The sequence below is a fragment of the Lysinibacillus sp. GW247-5R2A genome, assembly GCF_059424475.1.
In genome coordinates this window covers 281,504-298,148 of the sequence record NZ_JBWKZL010000001.1, presented here as the reverse complement: position 1 = coordinate 298,148, position 16,645 = coordinate 281,504, and the positions used below count along the sequence as shown (strand labels likewise).

13 protein-coding genes and 1 riboswitch are annotated in these 16,645 nt (G+C 34.1%); of the genes, 8 read left to right on the top strand and 5 right to left on the bottom strand.

Annotated features, from left to right (window positions below):
* Positions 1-8 precede the first annotated feature (8 nt).
* Both AC07YC_RS01405 and AC07YC_RS01400 read right to left on the bottom strand, forming a co-directional pair.
* The gene (locus AC07YC_RS01405) at positions 9-1,409 is read right to left on the bottom strand and encodes a spore germination protein (RefSeq protein WP_494918181.1); all 1,401 of its coding nucleotides are present in this window, start codon (positions 1,407-1,409) and stop codon (positions 9-11) included.
* Positions 1,402-2,472, bottom strand: coding sequence for a GerAB/ArcD/ProY family transporter (locus AC07YC_RS01400; RefSeq protein WP_494918180.1), 1,071 nt, complete (start codon positions 2,470-2,472; stop codon positions 1,402-1,404). Before AC07YC_RS01400 ends, AC07YC_RS01405 begins: the two co-directional genes overlap by 8 nt.
* Before the next feature lie 322 nt (positions 2,473-2,794).
* Between AC07YC_RS01400 and AC07YC_RS01395 the strand changes: the two genes are divergently transcribed.
* From AC07YC_RS01395 to AC07YC_RS01375, 5 genes are all read left to right on the top strand, one after another.
* On the top strand, positions 2,795-3,586 hold the full coding sequence (locus AC07YC_RS01395; RefSeq protein ID WP_494918179.1) for a nicotianamine synthase family protein: 792 nt from the start codon (positions 2,795-2,797) through the stop codon (positions 3,584-3,586).
* Between the two features lie 405 nt (positions 3,587-3,991).
* Positions 3,992-4,816, top strand: a complete 825-nt coding sequence (locus AC07YC_RS01390) for a helix-turn-helix transcriptional regulator (protein ID WP_494918178.1) — start codon at positions 3,992-3,994, stop codon at positions 4,814-4,816.
* Between the two features lie 82 nt (positions 4,817-4,898).
* Positions 4,899-5,885 carry an ABC transporter substrate-binding protein gene (locus AC07YC_RS01385; RefSeq protein ID WP_494918177.1) on the top strand — a complete coding sequence of 329 codons (987 nt, stop codon included), beginning with the start codon at positions 4,899-4,901 and terminating at the stop codon, positions 5,883-5,885.
* Positions 5,886-5,937: 52 nt separating this feature from the next.
* Complete coding sequence (locus AC07YC_RS01380) at positions 5,938-6,267, top strand: cupin domain-containing protein (RefSeq protein WP_402790261.1); 330 nt, start codon at positions 5,938-5,940, stop codon at positions 6,265-6,267.
* Positions 6,268-6,498: 231 nt separating this feature from the next.
* Complete coding sequence (locus AC07YC_RS01375; protein ID WP_107921746.1) at positions 6,499-6,705, top strand: TM2 domain-containing protein; 207 nt, start codon at positions 6,499-6,501, stop codon at positions 6,703-6,705.
* Positions 6,706-6,905: 200 nt separating this feature from the next.
* Here the strand turns inward: AC07YC_RS01375 and AC07YC_RS01370 are convergent, their stop codons facing one another.
* The 3 genes from AC07YC_RS01370 to AC07YC_RS01360 form a co-directional block, all read right to left on the bottom strand.
* Positions 6,906-7,229 (bottom strand): zinc ribbon domain-containing protein, encoded by a 324-nt coding sequence (locus AC07YC_RS01370; RefSeq protein WP_336634163.1) that lies wholly within the window; start codon positions 7,227-7,229, stop codon positions 6,906-6,908.
* Between the two features lie 169 nt (positions 7,230-7,398).
* A complete protein-coding gene (locus tag AC07YC_RS01365) occupies positions 7,399-7,680 on the bottom strand; it encodes a zinc-ribbon domain-containing protein (protein WP_107921748.1) in 282 nt (93 codons plus the stop codon).
* A 21-nt stretch (positions 7,681-7,701) separates the two neighbouring features.
* Positions 7,702-8,064: a DUF2085 domain-containing protein gene (locus AC07YC_RS01360; RefSeq protein WP_494918176.1), complete on the bottom strand. Its 363-nt coding sequence runs from the start codon at positions 8,062-8,064 to the stop codon at positions 7,702-7,704.
* Positions 8,065-8,661: 597 nt separating this feature from the next.
* On the opposite strand from AC07YC_RS01360, the gene AC07YC_RS01355 reads away from it, so the two are divergent.
* The 3 genes from AC07YC_RS01355 (at position 8,662) to AC07YC_RS01345 (ending at position 15,815) form a co-directional block, all read left to right on the top strand.
* Complete coding sequence (locus AC07YC_RS01355; protein WP_494918175.1) at positions 8,662-10,527, top strand: S-layer homology domain-containing protein; 1,866 nt, start codon at positions 8,662-8,664, stop codon at positions 10,525-10,527.
* Between the two features lie 72 nt (positions 10,528-10,599).
* On the top strand, positions 10,600-14,412 hold the full coding sequence (locus tag AC07YC_RS01350; protein WP_494918174.1) for a chitobiase/beta-hexosaminidase C-terminal domain-containing protein: 3,813 nt from the start codon (positions 10,600-10,602) through the stop codon (positions 14,410-14,412).
* Positions 14,413-14,909: 497 nt separating this feature from the next.
* Positions 14,910-15,815: an NAD(P)/FAD-dependent oxidoreductase gene (locus AC07YC_RS01345; protein WP_494918376.1), complete on the top strand. Its 906-nt coding sequence runs from the start codon at positions 14,910-14,912 to the stop codon at positions 15,813-15,815.
* A 591-nt stretch (positions 15,816-16,406) separates the two neighbouring features.
* A riboswitch (cobalamin riboswitch) is annotated at positions 16,407-16,584 on the top strand.
* Positions 16,585-16,645: the final 61 nt, after the last annotated feature.

Here is a 16,645-nt window from a genome sequence, read left to right as displayed (position 1 = left end):
AAAAACAGTCAGTCTTTTATTTTATTTCTAAATGGCATTTTTAAAAAACCTTTAATAAGATTGGGTATACTAACTTTATAAAATGTAGAAAGGTAAGGATGCCCGAAACTTTCTAATGACGAGATATATGTTAAGAAAAATAAGACACTTAAAACAAAGCCATACATTCCAAAAAATGCTGAAATTATTAATGTTGCAACTCTTATTAAAAATACATTGCCTAGTATATTTTGATTAATTAATGTATAGCTAGATATAACGGTAAGTGCTCCAATTACTAATGTTGATGGTGATGTAAATCCCGCTCTTATAGCAGCATCCCCAACTATTAAGCCTCCTAAAACTGCAACAGTTTGACCTACAGCTTTTGGTAAGCGTATTCCCGCTTCTCGAAAGAGGTCAAAAAAAATGAGCATAATAAGAATTTCGAACGAAGAGGAAACAGGGAGTCCAATTTTAGATGCAGATATGGATACTAGTAAGGGAAAGGGTAGCTGGTTAAGTTGATGGACAGTTAATGCAATCCAAAACCCAGGTAAGAATATACTTGTTAATAAAGAGGTAATCCTTAAAATTCGTGAAAAACTCACAAATAAAAAATTCGTTTGATCATCTTCAGCTGCTTTCAAAATAAGTAATAAATTTACAGGTCCAATTAAACAGCTTGGACTTCCATCTACCAATATGACAAAACGGCCTTTATTGAGGGAACTTACTACAAAATCGGGCCTTCCTGAATAATCAAGGAGGGGAAAGAGTGTCAACTTATCATAAAGTAATTCTTCAATATGATAACTACTTGCAATATTATTTACTTTTATTTTATTAAGTTTGTTTTGTACATGCTTTAAAGTGTTTTGATCAATATAGTTCTCAATATAGAGCAATAAAACTTTTGTTTTACTGGTGTCGCCAATTGTAAAATCGTCACTTGATAAATTTTTACTTTTTAATCTCATTCTTATTAAAGAAAAATTTGTATCTATATTTTCAACAAACCCGTCTCTAGGTCCTCTTAATGACACTTCCATATTTGATTCTTCAATGGATCGTTCAGGTAGTTTAGCTAAATTGGTTGAATATAAGCTATTCGATGAAACATGATAAAAATATAAAAAACCTGAGAAAATTTTTCTATTTATTTCATCTGTCTTCATTCTGTACTCTTTGATCTCCTGTACTTCTAAATAGCGATTTATAATTTCCACATCAAATAAATTTCCTTGTTCAGCCAGAAATCTAATATTTGGTAATAATGAATTTAAAAAAAGTACACTATCAATTAAACTATGGCAATAGATAAATATAACTTCATGTTTTTCGTTATTAAACATATAGAATTTACTACTTACCGTTATATCTGATTGGTGGTCAAATTCTTTATAAAAAAAATCCTTATTTTCAGTCAAGATGATGAACTCCCTTTTGCTTTTTTTCTAATACGTAGAAAACAGTCATAAAAAAGAATAAAAATAAAAAAATAGAAAGAAGATAAGTGCTTTTTATAAATGACAAAAAATCAGAAACAGACCAAGGAATTAATAATCCTATTGTTAAGCTTAGATAACCAATAATTAATATAAATTTCCGATTTTTAAAGAAGGATGACACTATATACATAAATAAACATATACGAATAAAAGCCATTGATAATATTTGGAGAACAGATAAAGAATCTAATCTTGTAAAGTACTTACCAAATGACAAAACTCTCCATTGCTCGTTTATAGGAAAGAGCATTTTTTTAGTGAGATAAATGCCAAATTCAGATACAGAAGTCACAATAGCGATAAAAACTAATAGGACAAACATAATAGAGAAAACGAGTATTCCTGTCCTTTTCATTTGCTCTTTTACATAACTATTTAAAACGATTAAAATAAAGCCCATTTCTAAAATACCAATACATATGTATAATATTCCCCATAAAATGGACGGAGTATTACTTGTATTTACTGGTAATAATAGTTCGTATTCATTGTTCATTGAGTTCCCTAAATTGAGGAGTACAAATAAAAAAATGTATAGTGAACAAATAATCAATGACAGGATAGCAATAGTTTTGATCCCTTTTAGGGAACCATAAAAGCATAATAATATAAATAAAAGTACTGTAATAAAATATGGATAATCAGAGTTAAAACTTTCTTCTGCCCATATAATTGTAAATTTGAGTGAGACGAACGTTGATGAAATTAAATAAATGATATATGAAGTAATGATAAATAAATAAAGTGTTCTATTATCTTGTGAAAATTGTTGTTCAAAAAACGAGGTATTATTTAATTTATGGGTAATTCTAGAAATAAGGAATGCTAAAATTAATATTGGTATTAAACTTGCCAAAGCACTTACCCATGCTTCACGTTCGACGATTGTGAAAATGGTAGGAATTAAAACGAAATGTGCTAAAAAACTTACTGATAAAAATAACAAACAATATACATGGATTGGCTGTATAACTTTATTCATTTGATCTTAAACCTCCTTCTAACAATATTGCCCATATTGGTAGCCATCTAACCCCTTGGAGCTTCTAATGAAATCTATACTCACCTCTCGCAATTTTTCGGCTCCTATATTACTCTCATTCAAGCTAGTTTCATAGAAACCTAGCAATAATTCTATTAATACACGTAAAAAAATAATCAAAAATAGGTTTCGATTGTTTTACACTGTATCCTCCTAATTTTGAAGAGTGGCCCAATAATTCACATACCTTTTAAAAGGCTGAAATAGTTTTACAAGGCATGGCATATATTGAACTTTAATTCTTAAATTAGGAGTGGGGTAAGTGAAGGATAGGATGTTATTTTTAAAAAAACTACAAAACTTTGATAAGAAATTTCAGTTCATTATCCAGCAAAATAAGGAGCAGCAACAGATTAATTATTTTGAGCTGTGTGAATTAATGGATGAATATTCTTCTTTTATCATAAATCGTGACAATGAAGAACAGTGGGCAAATATGAAGGAATCGATAGAGATCCTATTACTAGCCGATAACTTAAGAATGAACGCGTCTGTTTGTGTGCAAATCTTGGAGAAATATCGAGCGTTATTATTAAGTCATGAACAGGAACCAGTCACGGATTATTTTCGAAACATAGAAAATTGTATTGGCAAGGAATTTGGCGATTTTGAAATAACTAGTCAGTCGAAGGTACTCTTAATTGGATCTGGGTCCTTTCCGATTACCTTATTAATGGTTGCGGAGAGCAGCGGAGCAGACGTTTTTGGAATAGATATTGATGACGAAGCGATTCGATTAGGGAAACAGGTAGTTAATAAATTAGGAGAGCATTTATCCATTCAAATTGATAAAAAGACGGTAGCGGAGCTCGCAGTAATCAAACAAGTTAGTCATATTATATTTAGCTCAACGGTCAGCAATAAATATGACATTTTAGATCAACTATACGATGTAACTAATAAAGATGTACTTGTTGCAATGCGCTACGGAAATGGATTAAAGTCTCTTTTTAATTATCCTATGCAGCAGGTAGACGATACCAAATGGCATATAGTAGATGAGATTATGCACCCTCAGGATGTATTTGATGTTATTTTATATCAAAAGGTTTAACGAAATTGATAACTGTGTAGAAAGCAAACGTATTGAATTTAGCAAGGGTTCATATATGGAAAATGATTAGAGAGGCATTTAGAGATTACAATATGTAGTTTTATAGTTTTATAAAGCCGCATTAGCGGACGTGTGAATTTAAAGAAATGGTTCTATGTTCAAGCTTTTCATACGTAGTGGAAGCCACCAATTAGTAGATGGGTGGTTATATTTCAAATTGACAATGATAATCATTATCGATAAGGTGGGGATAGGCGAAGGTCGTCAACCCACTTTTTTGCATTTCAGGGGTAGAGGAATTGACCTGACACATCGGCTTTTTATGTCTGTATCCCTTAGGTGGAACAGTTTGTAGTCAAACTCCATTACAGGCGGTAAATACAATTTTGAAATGAGGTAATTAATTTGAAAATCGATGTTGAGCAATTAGCAGAGCATTTAGCACATATTCCATTTCAAGTACAGGGGGTATACCGATATGGTAAAAGCACTGGTCTACCCTATGCTGAATATACAGATTCTTTCCCTGGATTCGTCTTTCCTCTTACCGGAAAAATACAATTTCAATTTAATGGAACCCCGTATATCTTTTCACCAGGAAAAGTTGTACATGGTGGTGCAAATATGAAGCTAGATCAAAATTTTGAATATGCAAACTGGGAATATATTCTTGTTCAATACCAAATATGTAACACAGAGCCACAAGAATCCAGCTTTTCACATCAGCATTTTGAATTATTGACTGGACAATCTCCTCGCCTTATCGAATTAATTTTGCGTCTTTGGCAGGTGTACAATCAGCGTGGAGGCATTTCAAGGTTTCAAACCGAGATGCTATTTCGTGATGTACTGAATGAGGCTTTATTATGTGTGGTAAATAGTCAAAATAGCAGTGAATCACATACTTTATTCGAACGGGTATGTAACTATATTCATGAGCACTATTATCAAAGCCTTACGATTTCTTGTCTTGCAGAACAAAATCATGTTAATCGAAATCGACTTTCATATGTATTTAAAAAACATGCAGGGTTAGGACCAGCAGAATATTTATTAAAATATCGAATAAGCATGGCGCAACAAATGCTATATACAAGTGATGCCCCAGTCCAACAAATTGCACAGGCTGTTGGAATTGAAGACCCTTTTTATTTTAGTAGAGTGTTTAAAAAACAATTTGGTATTCCCCCTAAAGAGTATCGAGAGAAGTTCATCAATAATCCATGTTAGTTTCAACAAGCATCCATTCAAAACGATAAATGATTTTACTATACTAATGGCATATCAAGATCATATGTTGGAGGAATTTTGGATGCAAAAGATGAAAGGACTATGTTTCTCAATATTATTATTAGCAGGCATATTAGGAGGTTGTAATGAAACACCTGCTGTAAATAAAGAATTATCTACAAAAGAAGAAGCATCTATGTCAACAGTTCCAGTGGATGCAAAAGAGTGGCCAAGAACAATTAAGGATGCCTTAGGTAAAGAAATTGTGATTGAGAAGAAACCTGAAAAAATAGCTTCCCTTTGGTATTTTTACCCCGAAATATTAGTGGCATTGGGTGAGCCTCCTACAGCTTCTACTGATAAAGAATATTTATCTTCTTTAGCATACTTAAACGGAAAGCTAGATTCAACCGAGGAATTAGGAGATAAATTGTCTCCAAGTATTGAAAAAACTCTATCGATTGAGCCTGATTTTATTTTAGCAACAGAACATCATGAAAAACTGTATGAATCACTAGAAAAAATTGCGCCAGTCATTACATTAAAATCCCAGGATATTTATGAAGATTGGCAATATGGTCTCCGTACTGTAGCTGAGATTATTGGTAAAGAGGACGAAGCTGAAAAAGTAATTGAAAAAATGATGCAAGCAATTACAACTGGTCGACAAGATTTAAAAACGATTGAAGGAGAGTCAGTAGCACTTATCGTGTCATGGGATGGGAAAACTTTTAATGTTTTAGGTGAAGATAATCCTGTTTATACACTAGCGTTTGATAAAGAAAGGGGGTTGGGGCTTACACCTGATACCACATTTAATGGGAAGAGTAATCAATTTTCTGCGTTCGAGGGAATTTCAACTATTAAGGCAGACCACATTTTCCTTATAGGTGACATAACAAAAAAAGAAACATTAATGAGTGAGTTAAATCAAAATAATGTTTGGAATAATATGAACGCAGTAAAGAAAGAGAATATTTATTTGATGGATACGTCTGCTATTACGGGTGGTCCATTAGCAATCGAATACGCTTTGCAAAATATAACGGATGCTCTGCAAAAGCACTAACAAATAAAGTAGAGTTCATCGAAAACAAATAAAACAATAGGGAGAGATGTCTATGAATTATCAAGCTATTAATCTGAATGAGAGTGCAGCTCAAATAAAAGAACTTTGGTCTCCGAAAGTTGTGGGTGAAATACACGATTTCCAATTCAAAGTGGTGAAGATTGATGGAGAATTTATGTGGCATGAGCATCAAGGTGCCGATAAAGTATTTATTGTGCTCGAAGGAGAGCTATTTATCGCTTTTCGCGATGGCCAAGTGAAGGTTTCTCAAGGGGAGATGGTTATTATTCCCGGAGGACCCGAGCACAAGCCTTTCGCCGAAAAAGAATGTCATATCATGTTAGTGGAACCAAAGGAAGTAGTAGACACGGATAGTCATTAACGTAACATGAGTATTGAGCTGCATTGTCAGCTCTTTTTTTATTGAATAAAGGCGGTGATTAATAGTTGTAGATAAATATCGAACTTCTGAAGGATAGTTTTATAGGAGTAAAATACCAATAAAATAGAATTTATTATGAGGAAAAAAATGTTGAAAAATACTTATTTTGTAATATAATTATTTGGTAGGGTATCATACTATAGTATTTATTAATTTATCGGAGGTATTTAAATGTCAGACAAAAGTTTTGTAACAACAGTATTACTTTGTTTCTTTTTAGGAGGTCTAGGTGTTCATCGTTTTTATGCTGGTAAAATCGGTACAGGTATTTTAATGTTTTTCACACTAGGTGGATTCGGTATTTGGACAATCATTGATTTAATTATGATTATTCTTGGTAAATTTACTGATAGTGACGGGAACCTTATTAAATCTTAATTGAACATAAGTAGTAAACTATTAAAATAAAAAAGCGATAGGCTTGTACATATAATTTTTTCAGCTTGTTGATTTTATCTATAGTAATAGGATTAAAGAAGGGAGACTTTTCTATATGTCTACCCTTCTTAATTATTTAGTGGCTGATTGCGAATTTTATTACTTTAATAAAGGTAATAATATACTGCACTCTTTTTTTATTAGTAATAATAGCTATCATCCATCATTTCTACTGCAAACCCTATTACAAATAAAATAACCAAGACAATAATTGAAATAGCTATACCAAACAAAGCATATATTAATGCTGATTTTGCAGCTTTAGGTTGTGAATCTTTCCAGACAACATAGATAATAATTCCAAGTATAGGGGCGCAGCATAAACTGAGTACATTAATCCAAATGTTTGGTGTATCACCTTTTGCCGTAGTTACTTGACCGCTAAATTTTAATACGTTAACTCCACAATGTACACAAATTTCGGCATTCTCGTTAATGCTAGAACCACAATTAGGACAATACATATTTATACCTCCTGCATCTTAAAAAATGCCCTTTTGCAACTATCGCCTGCTGTTTTAGCAATAGGTTTAGTACTGATAACGTATGGATGTACGCCTCTTCTAGTGTAATTTCAACTAAATCCAAACTATGTTCACTACAATACTTATAATACATATGTAATCCCTCGTTTTAGTAACTCAAAAATCCAATAAGGAGCATGGCAATATAGAATAATATGATAATTCCTATATTAATAAAGAAGAACATTAAAGCTGATTTAGCAGCAATTGGTTTTTCGTCTTTCCAAACAAAGAACAGAATTAATCCCACAAGTGGAACGCAACAAAGTGTAATTATGTTAACAGCCCAGTTTGGTTTGTCTTCACCACTTGCATTTTTTACACGTACACCACAGTGGATACAAATTTCTGCATGCTCCGAAATTTGTTCGCCACAATTTTTACAATACATAATAGTACCTCCAATATCCTGCTATAGATTCTTTCCAACATATTGACCAAATAAAAAAAATTGGTAGCCAATAGTGTAGAAGAGATAAATAATACCGATTCCACCAGGTAATCCAGTGAAGAACCGTCTAATATTATTACTTGTCCATTTACCAAATAATTGTCCTATACCATCGATAGCCATTGGTAAAATTAATAAGGCTATAATCCGTAAATCAAATCTTCCAAAACATATGACTAATATTACGGATAAAAAATAGCCTACTGCCATACCAGTACATCTTGCACATAGGGGGAATTTTCTCCCATTATAATGAAATGAACGGTCTGGCATTTGATGGCAAAAGAAAACAACCTTCAATAAAAAATTAATACTATTTACCAAATTTGTAAACTCCTTTATTATTCTAGCGTATAGTATATAACATAAATAGAATTTATGGAATATACTACATAATTTAGTTTTTAATATAAAATATTTCAAATAGGAATTGGGTAGATTTTAGATGTTCTGAATAAATGTTTAAAAGTGTATTTGACATAGAAGAATAAAGTTTATTTAAAGCTAACGGAGAACAATATCATGAATAGCTGAGGAGTAGATGATACTCATCAGTTTTTTTACAGTTTAAGAGATTATCACATTGTAAAAAAATTGAGTTGAAAGTGTGCCTATGTCTTGGTAACAACCATCGAATGTATGTTGAAACTAGGCGGTACATTTACGGTTTTGTTCTTATTTATATAAGCCGAAATAGTTGAAGGAAACGTTACGGGATAAAAGCCCTGTTTTTACTGCTCTTATTCATATTGTAAAAGTTTAGACTGGATTATTTTACATAGTATTTAGAATATTAATAATAAATTAGAATGTTTTTATTATTTATCTGTTAAAATTATTATGTTAACCAATATTTTGGTAGTGTTAATTGGTTTAAAAATTTTCCTTATTAAATAGGGATGGGGAGGTATTACTCTAAGTATGAGTAAACGGAGGAAATCGAAGTATTTACAAGCAGTAACGGCAATGGCGTTAACAGCTTCAGCAGTAGTAGTGGTAGCACCAATTGTATCAGAAGCAAGTAGCTTCAAGGATGTACATCGAACGCATCCATTTTATGACGACATTAAAATTTTAAATGATCGGGGCATTATTAATGGGTTCCAAGATGGCACATTTAAACCTGAACAAAACTTAACACGTGGCCAAGCTGCTAAAATTATTGCAAGTGTATTAGGGCTGGAAACATCGAATGTGAGCAATCCCAACTTTAAAGATATTCCTACTACTCACCAATACTTTGGAGCTATTGCTGCTTTAAAGCAAGAGGGGATTATTGATGGCTATGAAGATGGCACATTCCGTCAGGGGGATTATATAGAGCGTAACCATATAGCAAAGATTTTAGCGAACGCCTTTCATTTAAAAGCTTCGAATGCAAATGCATTACCATTCACAGATGTGCGCGCTGATGACAAAGAAGCGATTGCTGCTTTATATGAAAACAACGTAACGACTGGTAAGACAGCAACTTTATTCGATGGTTCTTCAAATGTAACACGAGGGCAAATGGCTGCATTTATTACTCGTTCAGAAGCTGTTGGTCATCCGATTTCTCAACCTTCTCAAAGTGTAACGTTTAAAGTTGAAGAATATGCGGCGAATGAAATTGCTATTAATGGAAAGATATATTATTTTGATGCTTCGGTAAAATCGATCTTTACTACTGAAAATAAGACTGCACTTACGGGGGCAGAAATTACAGCAACTATTAAAAATGGTGTTATAACAAAAGTAAATAATGTTGTTTTAAATAAGGCAGGTTCTGCAGAGAAGGAAGTTGTATTCAAGACAAATGCAACGCTCGATTCAATAACGATTAACGCAGATGCTGTGATAGTTAAAAATGTATCAATTACAGGAAATGCAATTATTAGCTCAAACGTTAAAACAAAAGTGGCATTTGATGGTGCTACAATTACTGGCGATCTAATAGTAGAAGCCATAGATGGAGCAAAATCTTCATTAGAAAATAAAAATGCAAGTCAAACTACACCTGTATTGACAATCAAAAATTCGCAAACAGGGAAAGTCTATGTCAAACGCAATAATATCTCAATTATGTCGAACACGGTTATTCCAGAAATCATTATTACAGCTACGATTTCTGCTATAAATATTGAGGGAGCAGTAAAGAAGGTAACAATAGAATCTACGGCAAAACTGAAAATGACAGGAAATGTAAATTTTGAACGACTATTTCTTTCAACGGCCGTGGAATTAGCGTTGAATGTTGGTGGTGTAGTTAATTATTTATCGGTTCTAAATGCCGATGCTCGGATTACAATCGGTTCAGGTTTACTGATCAATACGTTGTCGATTCCAGCGGGTTCAACTGTAACAAAAATTATGACGAACTATGCAGCTGTTGCTTCGCAAATTAAGGCCGTTATTGGAGGTTCTTCACCAAGTACTGGGGTTCCAAACACTGGCGGAGGAAATGTAGCACCCGATCCAGTTATTCCACCAGAAAAAGTGAATGAATTTAATGTCAAGAATGCTGATGAATTAAAACAAGCATTAAAACAAGCAAAAGCAGGAGATTTAATTAAGTTAATGGCTCCAGTGACTACAGATATAATGTTAACAGATTTAGTAATGTTTGATTTGAATGGTCATACCTTGACTGGAAATGTATCGATAACAGCCCCAACAGCTAAAGGGAGATATACTTTCATGCCAGCTGGTAGTAAGGGTACGATTTCAGGAGATTTAATCATTGATGCACCCAATGTAAACATCAGTTTAGATGGATTAACTGTTGAAGGACACACAGTAATTGAATAATAACTTTCACGTAAATTCCTTTGCAAAATGGAGAAAAGGATGAACGATAAAAAATCATAAGGAGCTTAACGAATGAAGAAATATGAATTTAATTTCGTTTCTAAAATAGCTTTATCATTTTTACTTATAATATCTATGATTTTGCCATACTTAACAGTGGTAAAGGCGGAAACGACAGACTTTGTTGGAACTGATCCAACGGAACAGACTGAGCCAGCTAATTCTTCAGTCACAGAAGGAACAATTGCCGAAGCTCGTGCAGCTGTTGGAAAAGACCAAACATATCAAATTCAAGGGACGGTTACGACAAAACCTGGAAACTGGGGAGGCAAGGCCTTCTATGTACAAGATGAGTCTGCAGGGGTTTATGTTTTCTCTAATTCTACAGAAGCAGGGAGCTTAGCTGTTGGAGATAGTGTCAAAATCATAGGGAAAACAAGTTCATTTAATGGTGAAGTTCAATTTAATTCACCGACAATTGAACAGATCTCTACAGGGGCAGCACCTGCACCGCAAATAGTGAATCTACCACTTGAAGACAGCTTACAAGGTACATTAATTACACTTAAAAATGTGAAGATTAAAGATTTAGCGTCATCTGGTACATATGGAACATATGAGTTTAAAGCCGTTGATGCAGAAAATAACGAGCTAGTAGTTCGCCATGATAACCGTACAGGCTATCAGTTCTCTCAATTTGAAGCAGATGGGTTCAATAACAATGATGTGATCACAGTGACAGGGATTGCTTCCATTTTTAACGGGACCTATCAATTAAAAACGTTAAGCGCGGAAAGCTTCCAATTAGTAGGAAACTATGAGCCGACACAAGTAGCGAATGTTAAAGCTTTTCCAGCAACGGGTGAAGTTTTTGCAGGGTCAAAAGTAACATTGTCAACAGATACACCAAATGCAACAATCTATTACACGATAGATGGTTCTGAACCGTCAACAGCTAGTGAGGTTTATGATGCAGCAGCGGGCATTGTTGTAAATGAAGCAATGACGATCAAAGCATTTGCTACAGCAACTGGCTTAAACAATAGCGAAATTAAATCCTTTCATTTTACAGTTAAAGATGCACCAGCCACTATTTCAATTACGGAAGCACGTAATAAAGAAATAGGACAAGTAGTAATCGTATCGGGTATTGTAACAGCAAAATTAGAAACTGCTACTGCTCACATTCAAGATGAAGAGGGTGCGGCGATTGCAATTTACCCTGTAGATAGCCTTACTGCAAATGTCGGCGATTTGGTGACGGTGCAAGGTCAAGTTGCTGAATATAGCGGACTAAAGCAATTAACGAATATTTCGCTTGTTGGCACGCCTATTCCTTCTACACTACCAGAGGCAAACATTATTAAAAGTATTGAGGTTGCAGAAGACCATGAATCGAAATTAGTAACGATTAAAAATGTAGCCATTACTGGTTCAGGTCAAAATTTTACCGGAACTGACGATGTAGGCACATTTGCTATTTACGACAAAACACGTGACTCAGGTTTAGTAAGTGGAAAAACATATGGCGAAATTACTGGTATTGTTGGTCAATTTACAAATCATCAACTACTCCCGATTCGCATTATTGAAGATGTAACAAAGGTTCAGGATATTAAAGCTTCTCATGTTGGTGGGGTAACAACTGGTACAAACATTACACTTTCTACCATGACAGAAGGTGCAACGATTTATTATACAGTGGACGGCTCAGCACCAACTACAGCTAGTACAAAGTATACAGGGGAAATTCAGGTTAATAAACCGTTGACGATTAAAGCGATTGCAGTGAAAGAAGGTTTAACGAATAGTGCGATTGCTACATTTGTTTATGAAATTATTAATACTGAAAATGCCACAATTAGCGATATTCAAGGGGCAAGCCATATATCACCGTATGTCGATTTAACAGTAAGTGATGTAGAAGGAATTGTAACATTCGTTATTAATTCAAGTAGCTTCATTATGCAAGAACGCGATTCGACATTCGATGGCGTAAAATCAACAGCGATCAAGGTAAGTAAGTCGGCACATAATGTAGCGGTAGGGGACGTTATTAAAGTATCAGGGAATGTAACTGAAGTAGGTGGAAACTCTCGTTTAAGAGATACGCAAATTTCAGCAACGAATATTACAAAAACAGGTAAAGCAGAAGTTCCAAAAGTACTTGTTATTGGGGAGGACCTATCCCCACCAAATAAAATTATTGATAATGATGGCTTTGCAATTTTTGATCCACAAGAAGATGGTATTGATTTTTGGGAATCTATTGAATATATGCGAGTATCATTCCCGGATGCGAGAGTGATTGGACCGATTTATAATAATGATTCACCAATTGTTGTACCGAGTACAACAAATAATACATTCAATGTGAATGGCGGTTTAAATATTGCAGCCGACGATTATAATCCAGAAAAAATTATGCTTGAAGGGGTAGCAGGGAAAAATTATGATTCGGGTGATCGTTTTAATGATCCACTTATCGGATTTGTAGAAAACTTTACAGACGGCTATCGACTGAACACGAATAAAGTCTTCCCTAATGTGACAAAGGCAAATCTTCAGCAAGAAGTGACGCATCTTGAACCAGTAGCGGACAAGTTAAATGTCGCTTCCTATAATATCGAAAACTTTTCGAATAATCCTGCCAATACATCTAATGAAAAAGTAGACAGAATTGCAGCGACATTTGTGAAAAATATGAAGTCACCAGATATTATTACATTAGTCGAAGTACAAGATAATGATGGACAAGATGATTCAGGAAATGCTGATGCATCTGAAAGCTATATGCGATTAATTAATGCGATTAAGGCTGCAGGTGGACCCGCTTATGATTGGATTGACGTAATGCCTATTAACAATACAGTAGGCGGTGCGCCTGGTGGTAATATTCGTGTAGGCTACTTATATAATCCGACACGTGTTTCATTAGTGACTGGTACAAAGGGAGCTGGTGACCAAGCGAATGGGTGGACAGCAGATGGCAGCCTTGCTTTAAATCCAGGTTTTGTTGATCCAACTAAATTTGCAGATACACGGAAACCAATTGCAGCGGAGTTCGAATTCCAGGAAGAGCATGTGGTCATTATAGGAGCGCACTTAAATTCTAAAGGAGGCGATGGTTCACTTTGGGGGCCAACTCAGCCGCCAGTGTTAGAATCAGTAACAAAACGTCGTCAGCTTGCTCAAGCCATCAATGATTTTATCGATGAAGGTCTTGCCATCAATCCGGATATAAATATCATTGTAGCAGGGGATATGAATGACTTTGAATTCACACCAGCACTTGAAACATTAAAAGGTGATGTTTTAACGAATATGGTGGATAAAGCCCCAGAGACTGATCGTTTTTCGTACTTCTTCCAAGGGAACAATCAAGTGCTGGATCATATTTTAGTTTCGAATAATCTTGCTAATGTTACGGCCATAGACATGATTCATATGAATGCGAACTTTACAGAAGCGCAGGGGCGAGCATCGGATCATGACCCTGTATTAGTTCAAATTGATTTGAAAGCAGAAAAAGAAGAAATACCAACACCAATAGTACCTGAGAATGTATATAGCTTTAATAACTATAAGACCGGTAAATTAATAATGAATCGTCCAAGCATTTCTTTAACGTTAGGAAAAAATACTAATATTAAAAATGGAATTGCAGTATTTAGTCAATATGCCGAATTCCATGGTGAAGGATTTGCAGACAAAACTGTAACAATCAGTCCTAAAAAAGGAAATGCGATTATTGATTTTAAAGGTACGGAGATTGGTGAAATTATTATCGAAGGAAAAAATGTAAAAGAAATTCGTGATTTACCTGCTGGAGCGACTATAACGTATACAAAAGGGGCTTCGGCTGAGGAAATTAAATTTAAATAATAACTACTTGCCGTAAAAATGTTAGGCATATGTCAATCGTTTAGGGGCTTGTTAATTATTTAAACTGTATGGTTCGTATTCATGAAGATCAGTAAGCCATTCCAAAACAGTTGGAGTGGCTTTTACTTTTCTCATCTCATAAATATCTATGTAAAATGGAGAGTGGGTTCATTTTCATAAAATAGATAAAAAGAGTTACTTTTAAAAAGTGAATAGATGTACTTCAACTAACGATGCTTAGTCGGTATATCAACCATGAAAACGAAAAATTTGACGAGAAAAAACTTAATAGATATTATAGATATGTTAAGTCCTTAATAGAGTGATTAGACCCAATCAGCTAAACTGTATCTTTTTTTATTGAGATCAATGCCTCATATATTATTGGCTTAACAAATGAAAAGAAAAAGATATCATACATATAATTTACGATGTCTTTTGCCTTAATTACAGATATTGAAGGTCTGTAATATATTGTGATGTGGAGGGAAATAATGATGAATCAATACGATTGTATAATTATAGGTGGAGGCCCTGCTGGGTTAAGTGCTGCCTTAACATTAGGAAGAGCGCGCAGAAAGGTTGCACTAGTTGATAATGGAACAAATAGAAATCGTGTAACTCAGGAGTCACATGGTTTTTTAACAAGAGATGGGATAAAGCCACAAGAATTTAAGAATCTCGCAAGTAATGATATAGAATCTTATCCTTCTATAACAATGATGGATCAAACCGTCATCGAAATAATTAAAGATGATATAACTGGTTTATTTCTAGTCAATACTTCGGAAAATAAATCTTATGTATCTGAAAAAATACTGTTAGCTACTGGAATACAAGAGGAATTTCCACTCCCACAAATCAAACAATATTATGGTAAAAGTTTGTTTAGCTGTCCATATTGCGATGGTTGGGAGCTGCGAGACAAGCCATTGGCTATCATTGCAGAAAACGAGGAGCATATTAGTCATATGACGAAATTGGTTTTTAATTGGTCACAGGATTTAATTGTTTTTACGAATGGTCATCAACTTTCTGAAAAGGTTCAAAATGATTTTGAACATAAGAAAATTAAGGTGTATACAAATGCTATTAAAGATTTACATGGGGATGATGGTAACTTATCTAGTGTTGAATTAGAAACAAGTGAGAATATTTTTAGAGCTGGTGGATTTGTTGTGCCAAGTTTTTATCGTCCCAATAAATTTGCTAAACTACTAAATTGTCAAGTTGATGAAAATGGAACAGTTATGACTGATGGTGCTGGACGAACAACTGGGGCTGGAATATATATTGCAGGTGAAACGGAAAAGGGTGGTCCCTCTTCTTTAATGATTGCAGCTGCGGAAGGCTTTAAGGCTGCTACAAGCATAAATATGGATATAACAATAGAAAGATTTTAAATGATGGTTAGCTGATGAGTCATATAAAATTCATCAGCTATTTTTAATAGAACTAATCGAGCTGGCGGAGAATGAACTTGAATATGTTATACTATAAATAACTAGAAAAGGTACATATTCATTGTAAATTAGTTGAAAAGGGTAGAACGGTTGAGCACATTTTAGTAGTTGTCGTTATGTTTTGTCGAACGAAAATGTGTCATTCTCGTAAGAGAGGGGTCCTACTTTAGACTAGTACAATAAAAAAATCTACGAAGATAGGATGTATGGAGTAGGATGCGAGATTTACATCATACTCAGAGTTTTACACATAATTGCATCTTTACTGTAAAGGAAAGATGCCTTTTTTATGTATAAAATTACTAGGGTGGCTACGTTTTTAGGTAAATAAGTGACTATTATTTTATTTTCTATTTTTTAATAAAAAAATGCTATCGCATTCATGCTTATATTTTTAGTTGCTTATATTTTAGTTCGTTCTTACAAGGTGATGTCAGAAAATATGAATAGTCTCAAATTGATGAACTTTTATTTCTCGATTTACTTTTTATACAAAGGATGGTACACTTAAAACTATCGAAAAACAATATATTGTGTTCGTTTTGTGTAGGTACTACTATATGTAGTTTAATAGGGAAGTTCGGTACTAGTCCGACGCTGTCCCCGCAACTGTAAAGCTGACGATGATTGTAACCACTGTGCATACGCATGGGAAGGAAATCAGAGATTGAAGCAAAGCCAGGAGACCTGCCTATATAAAACAAATTTATCATTTCTTCGGGGATTAAGAGATGGGAACGTCCGTATTTTTAGTATGTTAACGTTTCCAT

What these genes read in the sequence shown, in the direction of transcription:
- AC07YC_RS01400 (WP_494918180.1), bottom strand. Translation starts at nt 2,472, where the DNA reads ATGAATAAAGTTATACAGCCAATCCATGTATATTGTTTGTTATTTTTA.
- AC07YC_RS01385 (WP_494918177.1), top strand. Translation starts at nt 4,899, where the DNA reads ATGCAAAAGATGAAAGGACTATGTTTCTCAATATTATTATTAGCAGGC.
- AC07YC_RS01380 (WP_402790261.1), top strand. Translation starts at nt 5,938, where the DNA reads ATGAATTATCAAGCTATTAATCTGAATGAGAGTGCAGCTCAAATAAAA.
- AC07YC_RS01375 (WP_107921746.1), top strand. Translation starts at nt 6,499, where the DNA reads ATGTCAGACAAAAGTTTTGTAACAACAGTATTACTTTGTTTCTTTTTA.
- AC07YC_RS01370 (WP_336634163.1), bottom strand. Translation starts at nt 7,229, where the DNA reads ATGTATTGTCCTAATTGTGGTTCTAGCATTAACGAGAATGCCGAAATT.
- AC07YC_RS01365 (WP_107921748.1), bottom strand. Translation starts at nt 7,680, where the DNA reads ATGTATTGTAAAAATTGTGGCGAACAAATTTCGGAGCATGCAGAAATT.
- AC07YC_RS01355 (WP_494918175.1), top strand. Translation starts at nt 8,662, where the DNA reads ATGAGTAAACGGAGGAAATCGAAGTATTTACAAGCAGTAACGGCAATG.
- AC07YC_RS01350 (WP_494918174.1), top strand. Translation starts at nt 10,600, where the DNA reads ATGAAGAAATATGAATTTAATTTCGTTTCTAAAATAGCTTTATCATTT.
- AC07YC_RS01345 (WP_494918376.1), top strand. Translation starts at nt 14,910, where the DNA reads ATGAATCAATACGATTGTATAATTATAGGTGGAGGCCCTGCTGGGTTA.